Below are 23,639 nucleotides of genomic sequence, written 5' to 3' on the forward strand. Positions count from 1 at the left end.
TCTCCTCGACTCCAATATCTTATTAATGTAAATACAAACAAGAAGATAAGGAGTGACATTAATGAGTTGTAACGAAAATAAACACCATAGCTCTTCTCATTGTGTAGTTGACGTTGTAAAATTCATCAATGAATTACAAGATTGTTCTACAACAACATGTGGATCTGGTTGTGAAATTCCATTTTTAGGCGCACACAACACGGCATCAGTAGCGAATACACGCCCTTTTATTTTATACACAAAAGCTGGAACACCATTTGAAGCATTTGCACCATCTGCAAGCCTTACTAGCTGCCAATCCCCAATTTTCCGTGTAGAAAGTGTAGACGATGATAGCTGTGCTGTACTACGTGTGTTAACTGTTGTATTAGGTGATGGATCTACTGTACCACCTGGCGACGACCCAATTTGTACGTTTTTAGCTGTACCAAATGCACGACTAGTATCAACATCTACTTGCATCACTGTTGATTTAAGCTGTTTCTGTGCAATCCAGTGCTTACGCGACGTTTCTATCTAATAAATAAAGTGAACTAAAAAACTATTGGGGTGGTAGAAGCTTTCTACCACCTTTACATATTTAAAAGCCGGCCATATCAATTGATTTAATGTCTTCTATAGCTAACCTAATATCTCTCATACTATTTGGTGGCATAATAGCTACAATTCCATTACGATACGAGATGATCGATCCAATATAAGAAACGGTAGCCGTTTTTATTCTGCACCTTACTTTCGGAATATAATGAGGGCGGTTTAATAAAAAGTGAATTTTCTCTTCATTATTCATATCCTTAAATGATTTATTATATGGGACTGTTCTCACTGGCTCTTGCTGTTCTTGCTGTTCTTGCTGTTCTTGTACTGGTTCCTCTTCTTCTATTTCTTCTACTTGCTGCTCTTGTTGTTCTATTACCTCTTCCACAGCACTACTTACAGCATTTTCATTTCTATTACGTTCTTCTCTTCGATCCTCACTTTCAAAGTTTGTTAAGATAATCCTTTTTATTTTCGGTGCAGCAAGTTCCAAACTGACTTGCGCAATATATAACAACGGTTTTCCAACTGTTGAACTTTTATTTTTATTTTTCACACTCGTCCCTCCCACTTCCATACGTAGCTGAATAAATCGTGTACTATTATAGTTATATTCATAACGTGGTAAGAACTTTCGTTAAAAATCGTTCTTTCTAAGAACAAATAAAAAGGACAATCTCAACATGTAGAGATTGTCCTTTAAAAATTACTATTATATTTAACCTAGGATATGATACCCTGAATCAACGTGAATGTTTTCTCCTGTTACGCCGCGTGCTAAATCACTGAATAAGAATACTGCTGTATCCCCAACTTCTTCTGGAGTTGTTGTACGACGAAGTGGTGCGCGTTCCTCAATTTCTCTTAAGATTGAGTTAAAGTCGCCTACACCTTTTGCAGATAACGTACGAATTGGTCCTGCAGAAATAGCGTTAACGCGAATGCCATGTTGGCCCAAATCGTTAGCTAAATATTTCACGCTCGCTTCTAATGAAGCTTTCGCAACACCCATAACGTTATAGTTTTTCACAACGCGCTCGCCGCCAAGGTATGTTAACGTTAAAATATTTCCGCCTTCTGTCATTACTTTCTTCGCTTCTCTTGCTACAGCTGTTAAAGAGAATGCGCTAATATTTTGTGCAAGTAAAAATCCATCGCGAGAAGTATCTACAAATTCACCTTTTAAATCATCACGATTTGCAAAAGCAATACAGTGTGCAACACCGTGAATTGTACCAACCTCTTGCTTGATTGTTTCAAAGCAAGCTGTAAGTTCTTCATCATTTGTTACATCACAAGGTAATACAAGTGATTCTTGTCCTTCTAATGTGTCCGCTAATTCACGAACGTTTCTCTCTAAACGTTCTCCTGCAAATGTGAATATTAATTTTGCACCTGCATTATGCAAAGAGCGAGCAATTCCCCACGCAATACTTCTTTGGTTCGCAACGCCCATAACAACAAATGTTTTCCCTTGTAATAGTTCCATGATATATCCTCCCAGAATTACTTATACTTGTTATTAGTACCTGATACTATAATTATAGTACCATAAAACCTCTTAAAGGCAAACAAAAAAGTCATTAACTTAAATTTTGTTAATGACTTTTTGTTTCTATAAAAAACCGCTCTAATCCTTCTTCCCAAGAAGGCATTTGTGAAAAACCATTTAATCGTAGCATGTTATGTTGGAAAATAGAATATTTCGGTCTCGCTGCCGCCGATCCAAATTCTTCGGTTGAAACAGGTAATACATTCACTTTCATATTTGCATCCGAAAATATTTTTTTTGCAAATTCAAACCAAGAACATGAACCTCTATTTGACACATGATACGTACCGTATAAAGAAGTATGAATGAGCTTATTAATCATTACATTTAGATCCGCCACATAAGTAGGAGAACCGATTTGGTCTGCTACAACAGATACTTCTTCTCTTTCTTTACCTAATCGCATCATCGTTTTCACAAAATTATTTCCATACTTACCATATAACCACGATGTACGAACGATAAAGTATTTATTATGTAGCTCTTTAACGAACTGCTCTCCCGCATACTTAGAAGCTCCGTATATATTTATCGGCGCCGGATTATGAAATTCATCGTATCCCTCCGGTCTGTCGCCCTGAAATACATAATCAGTGCTAATATAAACTAACTTCGCCCCTACTAATTGGGAAGCAACCGCTACATTTCGAGCTCCTATTGCATTTATTACATAAGCAATATCTTGTTCTTTCTCCGCATGATCGACCTTCGTATACGCTGCACAATGAATAATGATATGTGGCTTTATTTCTTGTACCACTTGCTGCATTCGGGATATATTTGTTATATCTAGTAACTTTTTATCAAATGGATATATGTCATATTCTTCAGGATTTAACTCTTCTTGTAGTTGCTTTCCCAATTGACCGTTTGCTCCTGTTATGATAATCCGTTCTTTCATTTATATGCCCCTTACTTTTCTTTTAGTGGTTTCCACCATTCTATATGATGTTCATACCATTCCACCGTTTCTTTCAACCCCTGTTCAAACGTATACTGCGGTTCCCACCCGAGCTCATTCTTCATCTTTTGTGCATCAATCGCATAACGACGATCATGTCCTAAACGGTCTGTAACATACGCAATATCTTTTTTCGTTTTTCCTAAGAGAGTAATAATTTGTTCCACAACATCTATATTTGTTTTTTCATTATTTCCACCTATGTTATATACTTCCCCTATACGTCCCTTATGCAAAACGACGTCAATCGCACTACAATGATCCGTTACATGTAACCAATCTCTTACATTTAATCCATCGCCATATAACGGTAATTTTTTATCTTCCAACGCATTCGTAACCATTAACGGAATTAACTTTTCAGGATATTGATACGGTCCATAGTTATTGGAGCAACGCGTTACTATAACTGGTAATTGATATGTTTTATAATAAGATAAAGCTATCATGTCGGCGCTCGCCTTACTTGAAGAATATGGGCTATTTGGAGCTAACGAGGTTTCCTCAGTAAATCGCCCTGTTTTCCCTAAAGAGCCGTACACCTCATCTGTTGATACTTGCACGAGTTTAATATGTGGATATTTTTTTACTAATTCTAATAAGGTGACTGTCCCAATTACATTTGTATCATAAAAAGGAATCGGATTTTCAATGCTACGGTCCACATGTGATTCAGCTGCGAAATTGACAATTACTTGTACGTCACGCTCCTTAATAACATGCTCCAGCAGCTCTCCGTTTTGAATTTCCCCTTTTACAAAAGAGTAATTCGGATGATTTTGAAGAGACTTCACGTTATTTAAATTCCCGCTATATGTTAATGCATCGAAATTAATAATTTTATATGTTTCATAGCTTTGTAACATGTAATGAACAAAATTACTTCCAATAAATCCGGCCCCACCTGTTACTAATATATTCATATAACAACTCTCCTACTCAAAAGCTATCTTCACATTCCTGGAGTAACGGTAATATTCGATCTTTATCAGACAAAATAGGACTTGTTACCGGCCATGGAATTGCTAATTCTTTATCTTCCCAAAGTAACCCTGAGTCATGCTCGGCGCTATAATACTCATCTACTTTATACATAACAATCGTATGCGGGACAAGTGTACAAAAGCCGTGTGCAAATCCTTTTGGCACTAATAATTGCCGGTGATTATCCGCGCTTAAAATATATCCTCTCCACTGTTTAAACGTTGGTGAATCTTTTCGCAAATCAACGATAACGTCATAGATTGCTCCTTGCATAACTTGAATAAGTTTCGTTTGTGCTTTCGGATTTTTTTGAAAGTGTAATCCCCGAATCGTTCCCGCTTCTGCCGAATAAGAAACATTATCCTGTACAAATGAATACGTAACTCCTAATGTTTCTAGTACCTTCTTATTATAACTTTCTGTAAAAAAGCCACGCTCATCTCCAAATAACCTCGGTTCTAACAATTTTGCGTCGATAAAGTTTGTTTCTACAACTTTCATATTCTCACCTATTCTCCGTTAAACTGTTTACCAAAGTTTATATCCCGTGCTAACGTATTCGCCCTTTGAAGAGAAACATGAGTTCCCGCATCAGTCCACCAACCGCCCATTTCATTATAAGTAAGTACCTCTCGTTTTAAATACCAATTATTGATATCTGTAATTTCAAGTTCTCCCCTTGCGGAAGGTTTTAATTCTTTTATATAAGAAAAGACTTTCGAATCGTACAAATAAATTCCTGTAACTGCATAGGAACTTTTCGGCTCTTTCGGCTTTTCTTCAATTTCAACTATTTTTCTGTCTTGAATGTGCGCTACGCCAAATCTCTCCGGATCATCTACAGATTGCAGCAGTACTTTCGCACCTTCTTTTTGATTTGCAAACTCTTCAACGTAAGGACGAATGTCATCTGAAAAAATATTATCTCCTAATATAACTACCATACGATCTTTCCCGACAAAATCTTCACAAAGTCCTAATGCTTGTGCAATTCCCCCAGCCTTATCTTGCACACGATACGTAAAAGACACGCCAAACTCTTGACCGCTTCCTAAGAAACTAACAACATCTCCCATATGCTCTTTCCCTGTGATAATCATAATATCTGTAATATCGCATTGTTTCAGCTTATATACCGCATGATAAATCATTGGATAACGTCCAACAGGAAGCAAATGTTTATTCGTTACTTTCGTTATTGGATATAATCTCGATCCAGTTCCACCTGCTAAAATAATTCCTTTCATCCTACATCTCTCCCTTATGATGGAGATAGTATATCTTTGTAATGTTCTACAAACACTTTCCGATACTTCTCATATGTATCCGCATCAAACTCATCCCCATTGTAGTGAATACACCATAAATTCGCTTGATTAGGGATACCAATTAAATAACCCGCCTTTTGAAATTCTAAAGACTGCGACACATCATAAAAGTGGAATCCTTGAAACAAGTCTTCTCGCCACGGAATATCATATTGTGTGGCCATTAATAATCCATCAATTGCCTGAACTGACATAAATGATTGATTCCCATAAAACAGCTGATCTAAATTTAACAATTGATAATTTTGTCTTCTGTATTCAATCACTTTCCCTACTAAATTTTTCCCTTCCCACCATATCCCGTTGCTCGGTAAAAACTGGGCACCAGCTACGCCAATTAAACCAAGTTTTTCGTTATCTTTAAAAAGAGAAATGAGTGTATAAAACATCTCTCGATTAATAAGATACGTATCTTGATGTATATAAACCTTATACTTCGCGGGATATGAAAGTGCTCGGTTATATGCACTTGCCATACTTTTCGCATCTCGTATCGGAAAAATTTGTACGACATAACCAGGGGGAACAAAAAGATTTCTTATTTGTCTCTCGCATTGTTCAAATAAATCTTCATTATTTATACAAACAACGACTAATATTGTATGATCCTTCATCTTGTAGCCCCTCTATTCGTCTTGATTTACATCTGACATATAGTGCTCCACAAATATCTTTCTATACTTTTCATAGTTGGTCATATTCACATCAAAATGATAATGAATACACCACGCATCACGCTGTACAGGAACCCCAACTGTATAGCCAGCTTTAATAAATTCAAATGATTGAGATACATCATAAAAGTCAAACCCATCAAACAAGTCTTCTCGCCACGGAATATCGTATTGCGTTGCCATTAATAAACCGTCAATACATTCAACTGGTATAAATGTTTTTGACTCATGGTACGGCCTTTCTTGACTTGCCATATAAAATAAATCATTCATATAACCAATTACTTTCCCAACAATTCCCCTGCCTATATTCCACGTTCCATTTGGAGGAACATATTGAGCTCCAACCATACCAATCATCCCAAGATGTTCATGTTCCTGAAACAATTGAAGTAATCCATATAAAAAACCTACATTTACAATAAAAACATCTTGATGTATATATATTTTATATTTCGCTGGATGCGAAATTGCTTTATTATATCCACTCGTCATACTTTCTGCGTTTCGAATCGGCATAAATTGTATCGTGTATCCTGGAGGAACTGCCAATTGTAATATATGTCGCGCACATTGTGCATACAGTTTCCGATCATTTATACACGTAACAAATAATATCGTTTTCTCTGCCGCACTCATAATTGCGATTTTTCTGCTTCAATAATATATTGAAATACAACCGTCTCAGCCATGAAGCCACTTCCAAGACGATATTTTTTACAAATTCCATATAGTTCTTCAATAAGCGGTTCATATATTTTATGATCAATATATACACGATCTACTTTACTAATCGAATAACCTGCTTTTAAAAACATTCGTAGCATTTCATTAAAAGTAAAGAAACGAATATGTGTTTTATCTAATAAACCATATTCTGTATACGTCCAATTTCCAGCGAGTAAGGGAGCTAATACTGAGATGTGAGAAACGTTCGGTATACTAGCCAAAATTACACCATTTTGCTTTATATATGGTTTTACTTTTTCTATGACAGCCCACGGATCAAATAAATGCTCTAATACATCTCCAAATATAACGCAATCAAATTGCTCTTCCTCATACGGCATATCCATTGTTTCTATATCGCCTAAAACAACATGATCTAGTTTTTCTTTCGCTTGTTCCGCCGCCTCTGGGAATGCCTCAATTCCTGATACACGTGTACCGTTTTCTTTTATGACCGCTCCCAATGCACCACTCGAACAACCAATATCAAGAACTTCTTTCCATTCCTTTTTTATATGCTTTAATAAATTCGGATTCACTGCATTATAATAATGCCCAGACTTTTCTTCATATAAAGAATTTTTTGGGGAATTCATTTCACACACTCCTTATGCAAATTGAATTTGATATATAAACCTCATATGAAATCTATACATGTACCGATACTTTACTATATAACCAATCTATTATAGTTAGAATCGTGATAAGCTATTTCTAAAAAAAGCAACCTATAACGATTTATATTGTTTATCAAAAACACTCCGAAAATATTTGCGGTTATATTCAATTGCAGCATTATTCGGAACATAAGAAGCTGCTAATTCATTGTAATAATAAGCTTTATCTTGCTCTCCTAACTTGCTATAACAAATACACATTTGTAAATAAGGGATCCATGTGTAGCTAGCTGGACTGTGAAAAGGACTCTCTGTTGCCATTGGCACTTCTGTTGCAAGTTTAAACCAAAAAATTGCTTCATTGTATTTTTCTTGTTCCATATATACATATCCTATTCTTGTACAATTCTCTCCTCTAGGGACATCATACCGAAATGACTTTACACAAGATTCAACGGCCTTCTCCCACATTCCAAGCTTTGCATAGCAATCTCCTAATTTACCACAAGCATAAATTTTCTCTTCATACCAACCTTCGTCTTGATTAAGAAAGGTTTCATATAGTAGAACTGCATCATCATATTTTTGATTATCCATAGATTCATTCGCGTAATAAAACAAATCTCTCGGACTCAATTCTTCTCCAGCTGCTACAGTATCTTGAAAAATTTTCAAATTACGGTTCGTTACCTTCTTTTCTTTTTTATGTGTAATCGCAACATCACTATTAAAAGTCTCACCAAAAACTGCTAAATACTCATGCACCTTTCCAAACCATTGAAATTGTTTTTCACGCTTTACAAGTCGATATCTTTTTGTACAATATAAAGGTTTTCCGTTAGAATCCATTACAAGATGATAAGGCATCGAAACCGCATCCACATTAGAATCTAATTCTCTTTTTAATAGGTTCAATGCCTCTTGAGCATCTTCTAATAACACATCATCAGCATCTAGCCATAATATATATTCTTGCGTCGCTTTCGAAAAAGAAAAATTTCTAGCTGCCGCAAAATCATTAATCCATGAAAAGTCATATATGTTAGAGGTATATTGAGCTACAATTTCTTTCGTTCGATCAATAGAACCTGTATCAACTACAATAATTTCATCAACAATTTTTTCTACTGCGTCTAAACATCGACCTATTGTATTTTCCTCATCTCGAACAATCATACATAAACTAATTGTAATTCCTTGCTTGTTCAACATAATCACCCTCTTCCAAATCAATCATATGTTATACATACAATAAACTTTCCATTTTTTTAACTTGCACAAGTAGTTTAAGATTTCTTTTCAATAATTCAAATGTCCGTGTCATTTTCTTCCGGTTTTGCATCTACTATATAATGAACGCTTTATGGAGGTGAATTTATGTCAAATAATAATTATTCAGATGGATTAAATCCCGATGAATCTTTATCAGCTAGTGCATTTGACCCTAATCTTGTAGGACCAACATTACCACCAATACCGCCGTTTACTCTTCCTACCGGGCCTACTGGACCTACTGGACCTACTGGGCCGACTGGGCCGACTGGACCTACTGTACCAACTGGAGCTACTGGATCAACTGGGTCTACTGGACCTACTGGGCCTACTGGACCTACTGGACCTACTGGGCCTACTGGACCTACTGGGCCTACTGGACCTACTGGGCCTACTGGAGACATTGGTGCGACTGGACCTACTGGCGCGACTGGAGACACTGGCGCTACCGGACCTACTGGGCCAACTGGAGACACTGGTGCGACTGGACCGACTGGAGACACTGGTGCGACTGGATCAACCGGGCCAACTGGTGCGACCGGATCTACTGGGCCAACTGGACCTTCTGGATTAGGACTTCCAGCAGGGTTGTATGCCTTTAACTCAGCTACAGTTTCTTTAGCTCTTGGCGTTAATGATCCTGTACCATTTAATACTCTTGGATCTAGTTTTGGTACAGCAATTTCTCAAATGGATCCCGATACTTTCGTAATTAGTGAAGCTGGATTCTACAAAATTACTGTTATTGCTTATACAGCAGCAGTAAGTTTATTAGGAAGTCTTTCAATTCAAGTTAATGGAGTGAATGTACCGGGTGGGGGCACAAGCTTAATTTCACTTGGAGCTCCTATCGTTATCCAAGCCATTACACAAATTACTACAACACCATCACTCGTTGAAGCAATTGTTACAGGAATTGGATTATCACTAGCTCTTGGTACAAGTGCATCCATTATTATTGAGAAAATCGCTTAATTTTGTACTTAGCAGTAAAACTGATATCAGTTTTACTGCTTTTTCATTTGTAAATTCAATCATGAAATCTTTCTTTTCTACATAATCATAATGTTGTATGACATTCCGCAGGAGGCACTTATATGGAAAATAAATCTGCTGTCCAGCTTTATCTTGAGTTATTAAAGAAAACAATTTTATTTGAAATATGGTTAGAATACGAACCATACTTACCTGCTTCTCTACATATATCTAAAGAACTATCATATGAACCAGTTACAGTTCCACTTCCTTTATTTCTTAAGCAGTACGTAGAAAATCACAATTTAAAAATCGTTGATCCTAGCGTTTCAAAAAGTGAGCGACAAGGCGGCAATGATTGGCCAAGAGCGGCACACAGTATGGTTGGCCGAAAACGTATGAATCAATTACATGAGGCTATGGAAACTGTTGTCAGGGAAAATATAGAAGGTGATTTTATTGAAACTGGTGTATGGCGCGGAGGATCATGTATTTTTATGAATGGTTTTTTACAAGCAAACAACATTACGGATCGTACTGTGTGGGTTGCCGATTCGTTTGAAGGTCTGCCAGCACCTAACTTAGAACAATATCCGAAAGATTACGGTGATTATTTGCATACATTCGATTACTTACGAGTTTCTTTAGAAACAGTGCAAGAAAACTTTAGAAAATACGATTTATTAAATGATCAGGTGAAATTTTTAAAGGGTTGGTTTAAAGATACCTTACCTTCAGCACCGGTAGAAAAAATTGCAATTGCTCGCCTTGATGGTGATATGTATGAATCAACAATGGATAGTCTTGTAAACTTATACGATAAAGTTTCAACAGGTGGCTATATTATTATTGATGATTACGGATTGGTAACATGCGCCGAGGCTGTAACAGATTTCAGAAAGGAAAGAAACTTACAAGCTCCTATTACGAAAATTGATGATTTCGGTATTTATTGGCGAAAAGAATAGAATTTTATTTTTTGAGGGGTTCTATCACACTACTTATTCATAAGAGCTAATTGTGTAAAGTTCCCCTCACTATAGATTAATTTATATATACAATAGAAATCCCCTACTTTACTACAAGGACGGAGTGAATGTATGAACGAAAATGAGAAAAAAATCACATTAATTCCACCCCCAGAACTCGTTCAATATGTAGGTGGTAACTTTGAAGAAGTTGGAAAAGAGTTTATGCAGTATTTTATTGAAATTGGAAACTTAAACTCAAATGAAACAGTATTAGATATAGGATGCGGTATCGGCCGAATGGCAGTTCCATTAATGAATTATTTAAGTGATGATGGTGCTTATTATGGATTTGATTTATTCAATGAGGGAATTACATGGTGCAAAAATAACATTTCAACACGCCGCAACAATTTTCATTTTGAACATGTCGATATATATAATCAATTCTATAACCCCGAAGGAAAAGAAGATGCTTCCCAATACAAGTTCCCCTATGAAGATGATTCATTCGATTTTATTTTTTTAACGTCTGTATTTACCCATCTCCTTCCGAAAGAATTAGAACATTACGTATGTGAGATTTCACGAGTTTTGAAAAAAGATGGGAGATGTTTTATTACTTTCTTTTTAATTAATTCTGACTCTTCCTATTACTTAAATGCAGGATTAAGTACGTTAGGTTTTTATCATCAAATGGACAATTGCTATGTTCTTAATAAAGACATCCCGAATTTCGCAGTTGCCTATCCTGAGGAAGATATTCATACCCTATTAAATAAGTATGGACTAGAAGTACAGACTCCCCCCCATTATGGTTCATGGTGTAGCAGAACTGAACATACAAGTTATCAAGATATTATTCTTACACAAAAAATTTCTGAAAGGTAGTTGTATATGAATAATACAAAAAATCCGCCTCTCGTTTCCATCCTGATTCCCACCTATAATCGACCACATTATTTTAAAATTGCTCTAGAAAGCGCATTAGCACAAACGTATTCCAATATCGAAATTATTGTAGGAGACGATAGTACAAATAATGAAACAAAAAAACTAATATACAGACATTATTTACATAAGTATAAAAATATAACGTACATTCGAAATAGCTCTACTCTTGGACAATTTCATAACGCCCTTATGCTCTTAGAACGGTCAAATGGAGAGTACATAAATTTCTTAATGGACGATGATATATTTTATAATAATAAAATCGAAAAAATGATGTTTCATTTCCAACAAGACTTAAATAAAAATCTCGCACTTATCACATCCTATCGCACTTGGATTAATGATAATGGAGATACAATTGAACAACATCCCTCCATGAAAAAATTATATGATGAAGATACATTACTAAATGGGAAAGATTTTGGAAACCGTATGCTTATAGCAGGACAAAATATTATCGGTGAACCTACAATCGTACTTTTTAGAAAAAGCCTATTAACAGAACCTTTCGGCACCTTACATGGCAGAAAATATGGCTGTAGTGTCGATATGGCCTCTTGGATCAGTTTACTTTCAAAAGGTGATGCAATGTATATCACTGAGCCCTTAAGTTCATTCCGCCTTCATACTGGACAGCAAGTACATCATAAATTCCTTGAAGGCTGCGAAGATTTTTCTCAGCTCGTTTTAACCTCGAAAAAGTATGGTTTCTTGCAAGACGCCAAATATTATAAAAAGGGGTTGATACGAGCTTACGGATGGTATAAAAATGCGGTCAAATTTTACAATCTATTTCCAAACCTCATTCCAGATATAAATACACATGCACGTCTTTCCTATTGTTTACATATCATTACAAAAGAGCTCCGTGCAATATAGTCTATCACAAGGGAGGTGCTATTCCTTCCTCGTGATGTATGACTTCCCACAAATAGTGGAATAAATGTATGCATAGTCTGCTTGTATATTATTTTTATCATGACATGATCCATATACTTACTAGGCGATAGAAAGGAATACATACATTGAAAGATCCAAATTCTCAATATCAAATAGACTACGTATTACTATTCATCTTATTTGCCATTGGGACTGTTAGTTGCTTTGCAATTGCAAGTGCACAAGCTTCTTTACCACCATTTTTGCAAAGCGTAAATTTTGTATTAAAGCAAATCCAATGGTACTTCATTGGATTTATAGCCATTGGTGTCATTATGATTATTGATTTCGATCGTTATCAAAAAATTGCTTGGTATTTATATAGCTTTGCATTGGTACTACTCATTGGACTAGAACTTCAAGTACCAGGTGCCGTCACAATTAAAGGTGCGACTGCTTGGTACAGGCTCCCAGGCATCGGAAATTTCCAGCCTTCTGAAATTATGAAATTGTTTTTAATTCTCGTCACCGGACGAATTATAGCAAATCACAATGAAAAATATTTTTTCCGAACAATACACGACGATTTTTTATTACTCGGAAAAATATGTGCAACAAGTTTGCCACCTCTGCTACTTATTGCAAAGGAACCTGATTTAGGTAACACGATGGTAATTTCAGCTATGCTCGCAGCAATGATATTGGTTTCTGGTATACGTTGGCGTTTTATTTTCGGATTAGTTTCTGGTATTTCTGCAGCTGGCGTTACATTAACTTATATTTTTTTTACTCATACAAAATTCTTTAAAGAACACATTTTACAAGAATATCAACTAAATCGCTTTTACGGCTGGTTAGCTCCATACAAATATGATGCGCAAGGCTATCAATTAAGACAAGCTTTCTTAGCTACTGGATCGGGAGAAATGCAAGGAAAAGGTTGGGAAAATGGACAAGTGTACTTTCCAGAACCACATACAGATTTTATTTTCACTAATGTCGCTGAACAATTCGGCTTTTTAGGAGCGAGTGTCATTATTGCACTTTTTTTCCTACTTATTTTCCGCATGATTCATATCGCTCTAGAAAGTAATGATCCTTTTGGTAGTTACATCTGCGCTGGTACAATCGGAATGTTTACTTTTCAAGTATTTCAAAATATCGGGATGACCATCGGGTTACTCCCTATTACAGGAATCACACTACCCCTTATGAGCTACGGAGGAAGCTCCTTACTCACATACATGATAGCAATTGGATTTGTTTTAAACGTTCGCTCAAGGACGAAAATCTTTATGTTTAAATGAAGTACAAAAACGGTATATTTTTATCCCGCTTTAATGGGCAGTAAGACCCCCACCTTAAAATTCAGCGAAAGCAAAGAAGTTAGGTGGGGGTCGGGCTGCCCATTAAAGTCCGATTGGTGAGGGCTAATAATCAGTGGGGGATGAAGAAAACCCCCCACTGATTAAAGTTTCACTTTATCTCTATCCTTTTTTAGATATACTAATGGAAAATATGATGGAGGTTTAAATATGAAATATGACATTATAGGGGATATTCACGGATGCTTCCAAGAGTTTCAAGATTTAACAATGAAACTCGGATATAAGTGGAATAGTGACCTGCCGATTCACCCTGATCAACGTAAGCTTGCATTTGTTGGTGATATTACAGATCGCGGTCCTCATTCATTACGTATGATTGAAATTGTATGGGAACTTGTCATAAATAAAAAAGTAGCTTATTATGCTCCGGGAAATCACTGTAATAAACTATACCGCTTTTTCCTCGGGCGTAACGTATCAATCGCTCATGGGCTCGAAACAACAGTTGCCGAATATGAAGCACTGCCTTCTCATAAACAGAATATTATAAAGGAAAAATTCATCACACTTTATGAGCAATCCCCTTTATATCACGTACTCGATGAAAAAAGGTTAATTGTATGTCACGCCGGAATTCGGCAAGATTACATAGGAAGACAAGATAAAAAAGTACAAACCTTTGTATTATATGGCGATATTACAGGAGAAAAACATGCTGACGGCTCTCCTGTCCGTCGCGACTGGGCAAAGGAATATAACGGACAAGCTTGGATTGTATATGGACATACACCAGTAAAAGAACCTCGCTTTGTAAATCATACAGTTAACATTGACACTGGTGCTGTATTTGGCGGGAGTTTAACTGGATTACGTTATCCCGAAATGGAGACTGTTTCCGTCCCTTCCTCCCTACCTTTTTTCCCAGAGAAGTTTCGCCCAATTTCATAACTTACGAGAGATTACCATATCATTTAGGCCGCTCTCCTATAAAAACTAGGTAAAGTAATTAAAAAAAGATGCGATAAAGTGCATCTTTTTTTAATTACACGGCATATACTGTCGCAGGAGGTGACAGAATGAAGAAAAAATCTTCTAAACAAAAAAGAAAATGCCCGCCTTTTTATCTGCCCATGTACGGAATTAACAACTGGTGCAGCATCCGAGCTGCAGCTTTAGAAGAACTGGAAGGACAAGAGGCATCCCAAAAAAACAAAGCTAGACCAAAATATGTCTCTTTAGAAAATGCTGTAATGAGCCGCATAATTGATAATAGAAAAACAAAGATGCAACAAAAAAATAAACCTCTCTCTACTCATAATGAACAGATTGTGCCCTCTGAGCAAACAGAGAAAAATATAGAAGAAAATACACCTGTAGCAATAAATCAAAAAACAGAAGTAGAAATTCCAGCTGCTATTATCAATCAAGTGAAGAAAATAAAAGAAGCATTAGCACCATCCAATGATATACAAACGGAAAAAACGATCATAATTCAAACCCCTACATCTGAAAATACAAAAGTAAAAAAAGGTGGGCGGTATGCATATGCAGAGGGGCTTCACTCTCATGCAGAGGGGACAGCTTCACATGCAGAAGGGCTTCTTACACACGCAAAAGCTTCTTTCTCTCATGCAGAAGGATCAAAAACGAAAGCAACTGGACATAGTTCCCATAGTGAAGGAAGTGAAACGACAGCAGGCGGATCTTATTCTCATGCGGAAGGTAAACATACAATCGCTTTAGGCGAAGCAGCACATGCAGAAGGAACTGCGACTATCGCTAACGGATTCTCTTCTCATGCGGAAGGTAATCATACATCAACGGCTCATTTTGCAGGTAGCCATATTATGGGGCGCTTCGGCACAGCAGAAGAATCTTATTCTTGGTTTATTGCTAACGGTACAAATGAAACCGATCATCATATTGGTGCAAAGTGGCTTGCTCATAATGGGGAAATGTATATTGATGGCGCTTCTTACAATGCAAGTGGAACTGATTTTGCACAAATGTTTGAAACAGCAGACAATAATCTTATTGATGTAGGTTATTTCGTTACATTTAGTAGCGAAGAAAAAATTCGGATCGCTACTTCAAACGATTCATTCATTTTAGGAATATCTAGCGCAACCCCGGCACTTATAGGAAATAGCGGTGCTTTAAGTTGGCAAAAACGCTACAAAACAGATAGCTTTGGAAAACGTCAATATGTATGTACGGAATCGCAAGACATACAACCTCTTTTAAATACAGAATGGGATCCAGCTTGCAAATATATAGCAAGAAAAGATCGTGCCGAGTGGCTTCCTGTCGGATTAATTGGACAAATGCTAGTACGCGATGACGGCACTTGCGAAACGCATGGATATTGTCGTCCAAATAACGATGGCATTGCAACAAAATCCGAAAGTGGATTTTTCGTTATAAAGCGCACGGGTGAAAATCAAATTTTAATATTATTCCGCTAAGAAAAAAGGGAACAAAATTCTTCATTACATAAGAATTTTGTTCCCTTTTTAAGTATGCCTTACTACCTCCTGCATATCGCTTGGAATCGTTGTAGTGAAAGACATTTCCTTCTCTAAAACAGGATGATAAAACGTCAATGATGTACTGTGAAGTGCTTGTCGTTTCATTTCATCCCTTTTCCCACCATATAAAGTATCGCCAAGTAACGGATGTCCTATATGAGCCATATGTACACGAATTTGATGCGTTCTTCCTGTCTCAAGCTCAAGTGATACATGCGTCTTATGATTGGCGCTATCCATCACTCTAAAATGAGTAACTGCTCTTTGCCCATCTTCACAAACTATTCGCTCAATAATGCTATCCGATTTTCGTCCAATCGGTGCATCAATTGTTCCTTCTCGTTCGGTCATCTCACCATGAACGATTGCTTCATATGTTCTTTTCACAGCTTTTTGTTGATGCTGTTTCGATAAAAGATGATGCACGAAACGATTTTTTGCAATGAGCATAAGCCCTGAAGTATCACGATCTAACCTTGTTACGATGTGCACTGTACTTGCAAGATGCTGCTTATCATAATGGGATAAGAGCGCATTTGCAACACTCCCTGCCGGATGTTCTCTAGACGGAATCGTTGACATGTTCGCCTCTTTGTTTATGACAAGAACCGCATCATCTTCATATACAATACATAAAGGGATATCTTCCGCAATCATCCCTTCACTTCTTTCCTCCACTGGAAAAAAGACACGTAATTCTTCACCAGCTTGCAACTGATGACGAACGCTCGCATGTTGATCATTTACTTCAATAGCTCCGCCGTGAAATTTTATATCCGTTAATGCAGCTTTAGAAATCCCTTTTGTTTTTAAAAACTCTCTAACTAAAGTTCCCTCTTCAGCCGATTCTATATCCCATTTCAATGTAAATCTGTTCAAATACATAAACCCTTTCTATTTATCTGCCACAAACGAGTCACGAACTCGTTTCCAGAACGGGAATGGACGGAAACGAACAAATCGTACTTTCTCGTTTGCAACGCGATACTGGATTGATTTCACATCTTGATGCACCATCGTTAAATGGTCCACCGTAATTTGTAAGTTCATTCCTGCAGCCGGCTTCAGCACACATGTATGATGCTTCGGCAGTACGAGTGGCGACCCTACAGTACGAAACACACGGTTATTAATAGATGCCATTTCTGCAATTTGAATCGCTTCAATAGAAGGGTGAATAATCGCTCCGCCAAGCGCCTTATTATACGCAGTACTTCCAGAAGGAGTAGAAATACAAAGACCATCCCCGCGGAACGTTTCAAAATACTCTCCGCGTATTTCCACTTCTGTTACTAATGTACCTTCCGCACTTTTCACAGTTGCTTCATTCATCGCCAAATACTGTGACTCTTTACTCCCATTCACATAGCGAATAATCACTTCTAAAAGCGGATATTCCACCACTTGAAATGGCGTTTTAGCAATTGCAATTACTAATTTCTCTACTTCTGTCGGTAACCAATCTGCATAGAAACCTAAATGCCCTGTATGTACACCAACAAATGCTGTTTCATCCAATCGATTATAATAACGATGAAACGCATATAAAAGCGTCCCATCTCCCCCAACAGAAATTACAATATCGGGTTCCTTTTCATCCATTATAAATCCAAAATCTAGCAAGTACTCTTTCATCGTGCCTGCCAGTGTATCTGATGATTGATCTCCCTTTGACATAATTGTAAATTTCATCGCCCAACACCCTTTAGTTTATGATTCGGAATCTTTCGTTTCTTGTTTTCTTGAAAAAGCTTTCTGCGCTTCTTGAATCTCAAGACGAATAGAAGACATTTCTTCATCTAATAAAAACGCCGCTTCCGCTGCGCGTTGCAAGCGTATTTTAATATCTTCAGGAAAACGTCCACTATATTTATAATTTAAAGAATGCTCAATTGTTGCCCAAAAATTCATTGCTAACGTACGTATTTGGATTTCTACCAATACTTTTTTTTCTCCCTGAATCGTTTGAACTGGGTAACTAATGACAACGTGATAAGAACGATAACCGCTATCTTTCTTTTGCGTGACATAATCACGTTCTTCCACGATTTCAAAGTCATTTCGTTTTCGAAGATATTCTACAACAGGCTTAATTTCATCAACAAATTGACACATCATTCGAAGGCCAGCGATGTCTTGCATATCTTCTCTTAGCCGATCTAGCGGTACATTTCTCTTCTCCGCTTTATCAATAATACTTGCAACCGACTTTACCCTTCCTGTTACAAACTCAATTGGAGAATGCTCTGTTAACATTGCAAATTGAGTACGCATTCCTTTTAGTTTCACTTTCAGCTCTGCCACCGCTTGATGGTAAGGTGCTAAAAATTCTTCCCAATTTCGATTCATTCCAACCACCACCAAAATCAATCCATTTGCTTATAGAAATACTTTTTCTACAGCAGTTACTAGTTCTTCTCCGTAATTTGCATTACCTTCAATATTTTCAACTAAATATTCTACTTCTTCTTTTAAACTTTCTAATTCCATTTCAACGTCATTCACACGAACGAACATTGCCATATCTTTATTCATCGCTTCATGCATTGCTTCCCAGCATGTGTGCGGAATACTTACATAAATGAAAGATGATTCGTTTTCTAAGATATATAAAAATGATAAATTGTCTGAGTCTACAAGTACGTGATTACGCGCACTTAACTCCTTTACCTCTATTTCATTATTTTCCGCACAAAAAATAAGAGCATTCTCTCTCTTTTCTACGCTCTTAACTTGAATTTTATTTTGCATGCTCTAACTCCTCCATCTCAACTTCCTGTCTTACTTAACAGTATTATTGTATCATAACATGGACGCAAACAAATAAAACATTGAACCAAATTTGTGAAAAAGCGATAATGTGTAAAGAATTATTTTTCAAAAGGAGCGCATACAATGACACAAGAAATTGAAATTGAATTTAAAAATATTGTTACAGAAGCAGAATTCGATACATTATGTAAATCATTCTCTATTGAGGTATTTACGAAACAGGTGAATCACTACTTTGAAACACCGGGCTTCTCATTAAAAGAAGCTGGCTCTGCACTTCGTATTCGTCATAAAGGAGAAACTTATACATTAACATTGAAACAACCTGCAGAAGTCGGCTTGCTGGAAACGCATCAAGTCGTAACAGAAGATGAAGCAAGAATAATGATGGAAACAAACGTAATCGTTCAAGGAGCTGTAATGGATCAACTACACAAATTACAAATTCCTGTTTCCGCTTTAACTTATATGGGCAGTTTAACAACTGAAAGAGCCGAAACGCTATTTGAAGGCGGAACACTTGTCTTTGATCATAGTTTCTATTACAATCACGATGATTATGAAATTGAATTTGAAGTGCAAGATGAGGAAACAGGCAAAGCTGCATTTATTCATTTATTAAAGCAGCACGACATACCAATCCGTCATACAAATAATAAAGTAAAACGCTTTTTCCTTGCCAAACAAAACAAAGCACGCTAAAGTGAAAATTCCACTAGTGAATACGTTCTACTAGTGGATATATCTCACTTTTTAAAAGGAAAAGATTCTTTTACATCTGTAGAATAAGCAAAGAACGTTACGAAGGCTATTTATTTGCCCTCTGGAACATTCCATTGCTACAATAGATATACATTTCATGGAAAAAGGAGTTTATAAAGGATGAGCAAGCAACCGATGACACCATTTGAAGCAATTGGCGGTGAACAATGCATTGCAATATTAGTAGATACATTTTATTCCTATGTCAGCAAACACCCTGACCTATCTCCCATCTTCCCGGATGATTTAACAGAAACCGCTAGGAAGCAAAAACAATTTTTAACGCAATATTTAGGTGGTCCTAATTTGTACACTGAAGAACATGGTCATCCTATGTTAAGAGCACGCCATCTTCCGTTTGAGATTACGCCAAAACGAGCAGAGGCTTGGCTATCATGTATGGAGCAAGCAATGGATGACACAGGAGTGCACGGTCATATAAGAGAGTTCGTTTTTGAACGTTTAGCATTAACTGCTCAGCATATGGTTAATACTCCAAATGAAACAGGTGAAGTGTAATGGATAAGCAGGAAGCAAAGCATATCAATATGCCATCTCCTTCCGCATGTGAGCATAAGTCTGTAGAAGCATATTTATTTATTGATCCACTTTGTAAAGATTGCTGGGAAATTGAGCCCTTTATTATTAAACTATGGCTTGAATACGGGAAATACTTCTCTATTCGTCATATCGTAACAGGAAAAGTGGACGGAACGAACGCTTCCTCACACAAATGGAATAAACCTGCTAATATTCGATTTGTGTGGGAAAAGACCACAAGTTTACAAGGTTTTTCATGTGATGGAAAGGTACATATGCAAGAGGCATCGTCAACACCATATTTAGTTTCGATGGCAATTAAGGCAGCGGAGTTGCAGGGCCGAAAAGCAGGTTCGAAGTTTTTGCGAAAACTCCAAGAATATATTTTCCTTGAAAATGTATCAAACCCTGATTGTGAATTATTACTTGCATGTGCAAGAGATAGCGGTATTGATGTAGAAGAATTTAAAAAAGACCTACATTCCACTAGCGCAAAAAAAGCTTTCCAATGTGACTTAAAATTCACAAATGAGATGCATATTACAGAAATACCTTCTCTCGTATTTTTTCATGCGAATTCAGATGAAGAAGGTATTAAAATCGCTGGAACTTATTCTTACGACGTATACGTACAATTATTGAAAGAACTTGTAAAATGTGAAATTGAGCCAGAACCATTACCACCTTTAGAAGTTTTATTAGAAGCAACACAATTTATCTCTTCAAAAGAAGTAGCATTTATATATGACTGCTCGCAACAAGAAATTGAGCGCGAACTGAAAAAATTACAACTGAAACGAAAAGTACAAATGATTGACGTAAAATGTGAGCGTTATTGGAAATGGATAGCAAAAGAAAAAGACCTGGTGTAAAACACCAGGTCTTTTTCTTTACGGCTTATAAAAATATTAAAGGGGATGGGAGAAATTTTCACGTTCAAACAAAGGGGTATATGTTTGTATGTGAATTCGTTCACGCTTATTATATTACAAGATTCGACGTCAGATGACAACCCCTTTTGTCGAATTTCACACTTTTGTCACATTCTAAACGTTTTCATTTCTGAATAAGCTATAAAAAAGCTATTTTGGAGGTGTTCTGTATGAAAAAAACATATATTTTACTTATCTTACTAGCTGTCATCGTTTCTTTTTTCTTGTACATCCTCTCTCTACTACAAGCTTTTCCTAAAATTATTGCCTTTCCTCTTTTATTTGGAGTCATTGTCATCGCTCTCTCTTATTTCAACCATAAAAAACGATTTAAAGGGTTTTAACTACAAAAAAATCGCAAAATTGCCTTCTAATTTAGAAAAAAACAAAGAAATTCACTTTATTTTTTCGACAAATATCGACAGAAATATTCAAAACAAAAAAGACGAGGTAAATTCCTCGTCTTTACTATTACTTCTCTTCAAATAATAATGCTTCTAATTCATTTAATTTCTCTTCAAACACTTGCAATGCTTCTTTTACCGGTTCTGGAGATGCCATATCTACTCCAGCTTTTTTCAGCACTTCAATTGGATAATCTGAGCTTCCTGCTTTTAAGAACTCATTAATGTAACGTTCTACTGCTGGTTGCCCCTCTTCTAAAATTTGTTTAGATAAAGCTGTTGCTGCACTAAATCCTGTTGCGTATTGATATACGTAATAGTTGTAGTAGAAGTGCGGAATACGAGACCACTCTAAACCAATTTCTTCATCGATTACTAAAGCATCACCGAAATATTTCTTATTTAAATCATAGTAGATCTCCGTTAACATGTCTGGCGTAACCGCATGTCCCTCTTGTACTTTCTTATGAATAATATGCTCAAACTCTGCGAACATCGTTTGACGGAATACAGTACCACGGAATCCTTCTAAATAATGATTTAATAAGTATAGACGCTCTTTCTTATCTTCTGTCGTTTTTAATAAATAATCGTTTAGAAGCGCTTCATTACAAGTTGATGCTACTTCTGCAACGAAGATTGAATAATCACCGTATACGTGCGGCTGCGTTTTTCTTGTGTAGTAACTATGCACAGAATGACCGAACTCATGAGCAAGTGTATATAAATTATTTACATTATCATGCCAGTTCATTAAAATATACGGATTTGTTCCGTATGCACCAGATGAATATGCTCCGCTTCGTTTTCCTTTGTTCTCATACACATCTACCCAGCGATTTTCATATGCTTCTTTTAAAATGTCAACATACTCATCACCAAGTACATTTAAAGACTTTAATAACATGTCTTGTGCTTCTTCATATTTCACGTTCATTTTCACTTCTGGTACAAGTGGTGTATATAAATCATACATATGAAGCTCATCAAGCCCTAATGCACGCTTACGAATATCAATGTAACGATGTAGCAAGTGTAAATTATCATTTACAGATTCAACAAGTTGATCATACACAGCTTCAGGAATATTATTATTACTTAATGCCGCTTGACGTGCAGAATCGTATTTACGAACACGGGCGTTGAAATTATTACGTTTCACAGCTCCGCTTAACGTACTTGCAAATGTATTCTTATATTTTCCGTACGTTTCATATACAGCTTTGAATGCATCTTCGCGCACACGACGATCATCACTTTCTAAAAACTGAATGTAACGACCATGTGTAATTTCTACTTCTTCTCCATCCTCACCTTTAATAGATGGGAATTTCAAATCTGCATTATTCAACATACCAAATGTATTACTTGATGCACTCATTACTTCAGATGCTTCTGCTAATAGAGCCTCTTCCGCTTCAGATAATACGTGCGGGCGTTGTCGCGTAATTTCTTCTAATGCATGTTCATATACACTTAGGTCTCTATTTTCTTTCAAGAATGTTCGCAGTGTATCTTCTGAAATCGATAAAATTTCAGGCACAATATATGCTGTGCTGCTAGATACTTGTGAATATAAGTTTGTCGCGCGGTCATTTAACGCTTGATACACAGAGTTTGTTGTATCTTGATCGTAACGCATATGTGCATATGTATATAGCTTACCTAATCGCATTGAAATTTCATCTTCATATTGCAATGCTTCAAGTAAATTGTTCGCAGAGTCACCAAGTTTCCCTTTAAATTCAGTTAACTTCGGTAATAGCTCTTTAATGGCTTGGAATTCTTTTTCCCATTCTGCATCTGTTTGGAAAATATCTTCTAATCGCCACGTACTTGATTCTTCAATTTCTTTGCGATCTGGTAATGTTTTTGCTGTGTTTTGTTCAGACATCCTTTAAGCCCTCCTTTAAATATCTCTACTTACATACAATTCGATTTTT

General features: G+C 36.5%; 27 protein-coding genes. 12 read left to right on the plus strand and 15 right to left on the minus strand.

Annotated elements, in window-relative coordinates; genetic code table 11:
• Positions 1-61: 61 nt before the first annotated feature.
• Positions 62-520, plus strand: a complete 459-nt coding sequence (exsY, locus tag MR115_RS17885; protein ID WP_061678754.1) for an exosporium assembly protein ExsY — start codon at positions 62-64, stop codon at positions 518-520.
• A gap of 60 nt (positions 521-580) precedes the next feature.
• Here the strand turns inward: exsY and MR115_RS17890 are convergent, their stop codons facing one another.
• From MR115_RS17890 to MR115_RS17935, 10 genes are all read right to left on the minus strand, one after another.
• Complete coding sequence (locus MR115_RS17890) at positions 581-1,114, minus strand: CotO family spore coat protein (protein ID WP_242242193.1); 534 nt, start codon at positions 1,112-1,114, stop codon at positions 581-583.
• Between the two features lie 141 nt (positions 1,115-1,255).
• Positions 1,256-2,026 carry an enoyl-ACP reductase FabI gene (gene fabI, locus MR115_RS17895; protein WP_002158869.1) on the minus strand — a complete coding sequence of 257 codons (771 nt, stop codon included), beginning with the start codon at positions 2,024-2,026 and terminating at the stop codon, positions 1,256-1,258.
• A gap of 109 nt (positions 2,027-2,135) precedes the next feature.
• Entirely contained in the window at positions 2,136-2,990 is an 855-nt protein-coding gene (rfbD, locus tag MR115_RS17900) for a dTDP-4-dehydrorhamnose reductase (protein WP_242242194.1), read from the minus strand.
• 11 nt (positions 2,991-3,001) lie between these two features.
• Complete coding sequence (gene rfbB, locus MR115_RS17905; RefSeq protein ID WP_242242195.1) at positions 3,002-3,973, minus strand: dTDP-glucose 4,6-dehydratase; 972 nt, start codon at positions 3,971-3,973, stop codon at positions 3,002-3,004.
• 16 nt (positions 3,974-3,989) lie between these two features.
• A complete protein-coding gene (gene rfbC, locus MR115_RS17910; RefSeq protein WP_061678750.1) occupies positions 3,990-4,535 on the minus strand; it encodes a dTDP-4-dehydrorhamnose 3,5-epimerase in 546 nt (181 codons plus the stop codon).
• Positions 4,536-4,543: 8 nt separating this feature from the next.
• Positions 4,544-5,281: a sugar phosphate nucleotidyltransferase gene (locus tag MR115_RS17915; RefSeq protein ID WP_061678749.1), complete on the minus strand. Its 738-nt coding sequence runs from the start codon at positions 5,279-5,281 to the stop codon at positions 4,544-4,546.
• A 14-nt stretch (positions 5,282-5,295) separates the two neighbouring features.
• Positions 5,296-5,976 (minus strand): glycosyltransferase family protein, encoded by a 681-nt coding sequence (locus tag MR115_RS17920; RefSeq protein ID WP_061678748.1) that lies wholly within the window; start codon positions 5,974-5,976, stop codon positions 5,296-5,298.
• A gap of 12 nt (positions 5,977-5,988) precedes the next feature.
• Complete coding sequence (locus tag MR115_RS17925) at positions 5,989-6,675, minus strand: glycosyltransferase family protein (protein ID WP_242242196.1); 687 nt, start codon at positions 6,673-6,675, stop codon at positions 5,989-5,991.
• A complete protein-coding gene (locus MR115_RS17930) occupies positions 6,672-7,361 on the minus strand; it encodes a class I SAM-dependent methyltransferase (RefSeq protein ID WP_063260254.1) in 690 nt (229 codons plus the stop codon). The genes MR115_RS17925 and MR115_RS17930 overlap by 4 nt, the downstream gene beginning before the upstream one ends.
• A gap of 132 nt (positions 7,362-7,493) precedes the next feature.
• A complete protein-coding gene (locus MR115_RS17935) occupies positions 7,494-8,594 on the minus strand; it encodes a glycosyltransferase (protein WP_088028995.1) in 1,101 nt (366 codons plus the stop codon).
• 165 nt (positions 8,595-8,759) lie between these two features.
• On the opposite strand from MR115_RS17935, the gene MR115_RS17940 reads away from it, so the two are divergent.
• From MR115_RS17940 to MR115_RS17970, 7 genes are all read left to right on the plus strand, one after another.
• A complete protein-coding gene (locus MR115_RS17940; protein ID WP_242242197.1) occupies positions 8,760-9,629 on the plus strand; it encodes a BclA C-terminal domain-containing protein in 870 nt (289 codons plus the stop codon).
• A 122-nt stretch (positions 9,630-9,751) separates the two neighbouring features.
• Positions 9,752-10,597, plus strand: a complete 846-nt coding sequence (locus tag MR115_RS17945) for a TylF/MycF family methyltransferase (RefSeq protein WP_242242198.1) — start codon at positions 9,752-9,754, stop codon at positions 10,595-10,597.
• Positions 10,598-10,729: 132 nt separating this feature from the next.
• The gene (locus tag MR115_RS17950) at positions 10,730-11,488 is read left to right on the plus strand and encodes a class I SAM-dependent methyltransferase (RefSeq protein WP_061678742.1); all 759 of its coding nucleotides are present in this window, start codon (positions 10,730-10,732) and stop codon (positions 11,486-11,488) included.
• 6 nt (positions 11,489-11,494) lie between these two features.
• A complete protein-coding gene (locus MR115_RS17955) occupies positions 11,495-12,430 on the plus strand; it encodes a glycosyltransferase family 2 protein (RefSeq protein ID WP_242242199.1) in 936 nt (311 codons plus the stop codon).
• 146 nt (positions 12,431-12,576) lie between these two features.
• A complete protein-coding gene (locus MR115_RS17960; protein WP_063260248.1) occupies positions 12,577-13,737 on the plus strand; it encodes an FtsW/RodA/SpoVE family cell cycle protein in 1,161 nt (386 codons plus the stop codon).
• Between the two features lie 228 nt (positions 13,738-13,965).
• Positions 13,966-14,706, plus strand: coding sequence for a bis(5'-nucleosyl)-tetraphosphatase PrpE (gene prpE / locus MR115_RS17965; protein WP_242242200.1), 741 nt, complete (start codon positions 13,966-13,968; stop codon positions 14,704-14,706).
• A gap of 128 nt (positions 14,707-14,834) precedes the next feature.
• Positions 14,835-16,223, plus strand: coding sequence for a peptidase G2 autoproteolytic cleavage domain-containing protein (locus MR115_RS17970; protein ID WP_242242201.1), 1,389 nt, complete (start codon positions 14,835-14,837; stop codon positions 16,221-16,223).
• A gap of 48 nt (positions 16,224-16,271) precedes the next feature.
• Here the strand turns inward: MR115_RS17970 and MR115_RS17975 are convergent, their stop codons facing one another.
• From MR115_RS17975 to MR115_RS17990, 4 genes are read right to left on the minus strand one after another with little or no spacing between them, the layout of a single operon-like run.
• A complete protein-coding gene (locus MR115_RS17975) occupies positions 16,272-17,165 on the minus strand; it encodes an RluA family pseudouridine synthase (protein ID WP_242242202.1) in 894 nt (297 codons plus the stop codon).
• Between the two features lie 15 nt (positions 17,166-17,180).
• Positions 17,181-17,978 (minus strand): NAD kinase, encoded by a 798-nt coding sequence (locus MR115_RS17980; protein WP_000673186.1) that lies wholly within the window; start codon positions 17,976-17,978, stop codon positions 17,181-17,183.
• 18 nt (positions 17,979-17,996) lie between these two features.
• Positions 17,997-18,635, minus strand: coding sequence for a GTP diphosphokinase (yjbM, locus tag MR115_RS17985; RefSeq protein WP_001081480.1), 639 nt, complete (start codon positions 18,633-18,635; stop codon positions 17,997-17,999).
• Between the two features lie 30 nt (positions 18,636-18,665).
• Positions 18,666-19,037 carry a UPF0738 family protein gene (locus MR115_RS17990; protein ID WP_016088885.1) on the minus strand — a complete coding sequence of 124 codons (372 nt, stop codon included), beginning with the start codon at positions 19,035-19,037 and terminating at the stop codon, positions 18,666-18,668.
• Between the two features lie 144 nt (positions 19,038-19,181).
• Between MR115_RS17990 and MR115_RS17995 the strand changes: the two genes are divergently transcribed.
• The 4 genes from MR115_RS17995 (at position 19,182) to MR115_RS18010 (ending at position 21,636) form a co-directional block, all read left to right on the plus strand.
• Positions 19,182-19,760 carry a CYTH domain-containing protein gene (locus MR115_RS17995; protein WP_097816601.1) on the plus strand — a complete coding sequence of 193 codons (579 nt, stop codon included), beginning with the start codon at positions 19,182-19,184 and terminating at the stop codon, positions 19,758-19,760.
• Between the two features lie 180 nt (positions 19,761-19,940).
• Positions 19,941-20,339, plus strand: coding sequence for a globin domain-containing protein (locus MR115_RS18000; RefSeq protein WP_000043382.1), 399 nt, complete (start codon positions 19,941-19,943; stop codon positions 20,337-20,339).
• On the plus strand, positions 20,339-21,232 hold the full coding sequence (locus MR115_RS18005) for a ClpXP adapter SpxH family protein (RefSeq protein ID WP_000360655.1): 894 nt from the start codon (positions 20,339-20,341) through the stop codon (positions 21,230-21,232). Before MR115_RS18000 ends, MR115_RS18005 begins: the two co-directional genes overlap by 1 nt.
• Positions 21,233-21,462: 230 nt before the next feature.
• A complete protein-coding gene (locus MR115_RS18010) occupies positions 21,463-21,636 on the plus strand; it encodes a hypothetical protein (protein WP_046957017.1) in 174 nt (57 codons plus the stop codon).
• Between the two features lie 127 nt (positions 21,637-21,763).
• Here the strand turns inward: MR115_RS18010 and pepF are convergent, their stop codons facing one another.
• Positions 21,764-23,590, minus strand: a complete 1,827-nt coding sequence (pepF, locus tag MR115_RS18015; RefSeq protein WP_242242203.1) for an oligoendopeptidase F — start codon at positions 23,588-23,590, stop codon at positions 21,764-21,766.
• Positions 23,591-23,639: the final 49 nt, after the last annotated feature.

This window comes from Bacillus cereus group sp. BfR-BA-01309 (assembly GCF_022664315.1).
Lineage (GTDB): Bacteria > Bacillota > Bacilli > Bacillales > Bacillaceae_G > Bacillus_A > Bacillus_A mobilis.

Coding starts and splice junctions, on each gene's coding strand:
- MR115_RS18005 (WP_000360655.1), top strand. CDS start 20,339: ATGGATAAGCAGGAAGCAAAGCATATCAATATGCCATCTCCTTCCGCA.
- MR115_RS17890 (WP_242242193.1), bottom strand. CDS start 1,114: ATGGAAGTGGGAGGGACGAGTGTGAAAAATAAAAATAAAAGTTCAACA.
- yjbM (WP_001081480.1), bottom strand. CDS start 18,635: ATGAATCGAAATTGGGAAGAATTTTTAGCACCTTACCATCAAGCGGTG.
- MR115_RS17955 (WP_242242199.1), top strand. CDS start 11,495: ATGAATAATACAAAAAATCCGCCTCTCGTTTCCATCCTGATTCCCACC.
- MR115_RS17945 (WP_242242198.1), top strand. CDS start 9,752: ATGGAAAATAAATCTGCTGTCCAGCTTTATCTTGAGTTATTAAAGAAA.
- MR115_RS17925 (WP_242242196.1), bottom strand. CDS start 6,675: ATGAGTGCGGCAGAGAAAACGATATTATTTGTTACGTGTATAAATGAT.
- MR115_RS17915 (WP_061678749.1), bottom strand. CDS start 5,281: ATGAAAGGAATTATTTTAGCAGGTGGAACTGGATCGAGATTATATCCA.
- MR115_RS17940 (WP_242242197.1), top strand. CDS start 8,760: ATGTCAAATAATAATTATTCAGATGGATTAAATCCCGATGAATCTTTA.
- MR115_RS18010 (WP_046957017.1), top strand. CDS start 21,463: ATGAAAAAAACATATATTTTACTTATCTTACTAGCTGTCATCGTTTCT.
- exsY (WP_061678754.1), top strand. CDS start 62: ATGAGTTGTAACGAAAATAAACACCATAGCTCTTCTCATTGTGTAGTT.
- MR115_RS17935 (WP_088028995.1), bottom strand. CDS start 8,594: ATGTTGAACAAGCAAGGAATTACAATTAGTTTATGTATGATTGTTCGA.
- MR115_RS17920 (WP_061678748.1), bottom strand. CDS start 5,976: ATGAAGGATCATACAATATTAGTCGTTGTTTGTATAAATAATGAAGAT.
- MR115_RS17970 (WP_242242201.1), top strand. CDS start 14,835: ATGAAGAAAAAATCTTCTAAACAAAAAAGAAAATGCCCGCCTTTTTAT.
- MR115_RS17950 (WP_061678742.1), top strand. CDS start 10,730: ATGAACGAAAATGAGAAAAAAATCACATTAATTCCACCCCCAGAACTC.
- rfbB (WP_242242195.1), bottom strand. CDS start 3,973: ATGAATATATTAGTAACAGGTGGGGCCGGATTTATTGGAAGTAATTTT.
- pepF (WP_242242203.1), bottom strand. CDS start 23,590: ATGTCTGAACAAAACACAGCAAAAACATTACCAGATCGCAAAGAAATT.
- rfbC (WP_061678750.1), bottom strand. CDS start 4,535: ATGAAAGTTGTAGAAACAAACTTTATCGACGCAAAATTGTTAGAACCG.
- fabI (WP_002158869.1), bottom strand. CDS start 2,026: ATGGAACTATTACAAGGGAAAACATTTGTTGTTATGGGCGTTGCGAAC.
- MR115_RS17980 (WP_000673186.1), bottom strand. CDS start 17,978: ATGAAATTTACAATTATGTCAAAGGGAGATCAATCATCAGATACACTG.
- MR115_RS18000 (WP_000043382.1), top strand. CDS start 19,941: ATGAGCAAGCAACCGATGACACCATTTGAAGCAATTGGCGGTGAACAA.
- rfbD (WP_242242194.1), bottom strand. CDS start 2,990: ATGAAAGAACGGATTATCATAACAGGAGCAAACGGTCAATTGGGAAAG.
- MR115_RS17995 (WP_097816601.1), top strand. CDS start 19,182: ATGACACAAGAAATTGAAATTGAATTTAAAAATATTGTTACAGAAGCA.
- MR115_RS17990 (WP_016088885.1), bottom strand. CDS start 19,037: ATGCAAAATAAAATTCAAGTTAAGAGCGTAGAAAAGAGAGAGAATGCT.
- MR115_RS17930 (WP_063260254.1), bottom strand. CDS start 7,361: ATGAATTCCCCAAAAAATTCTTTATATGAAGAAAAGTCTGGGCATTAT.
- prpE (WP_242242200.1), top strand. CDS start 13,966: ATGAAATATGACATTATAGGGGATATTCACGGATGCTTCCAAGAGTTT.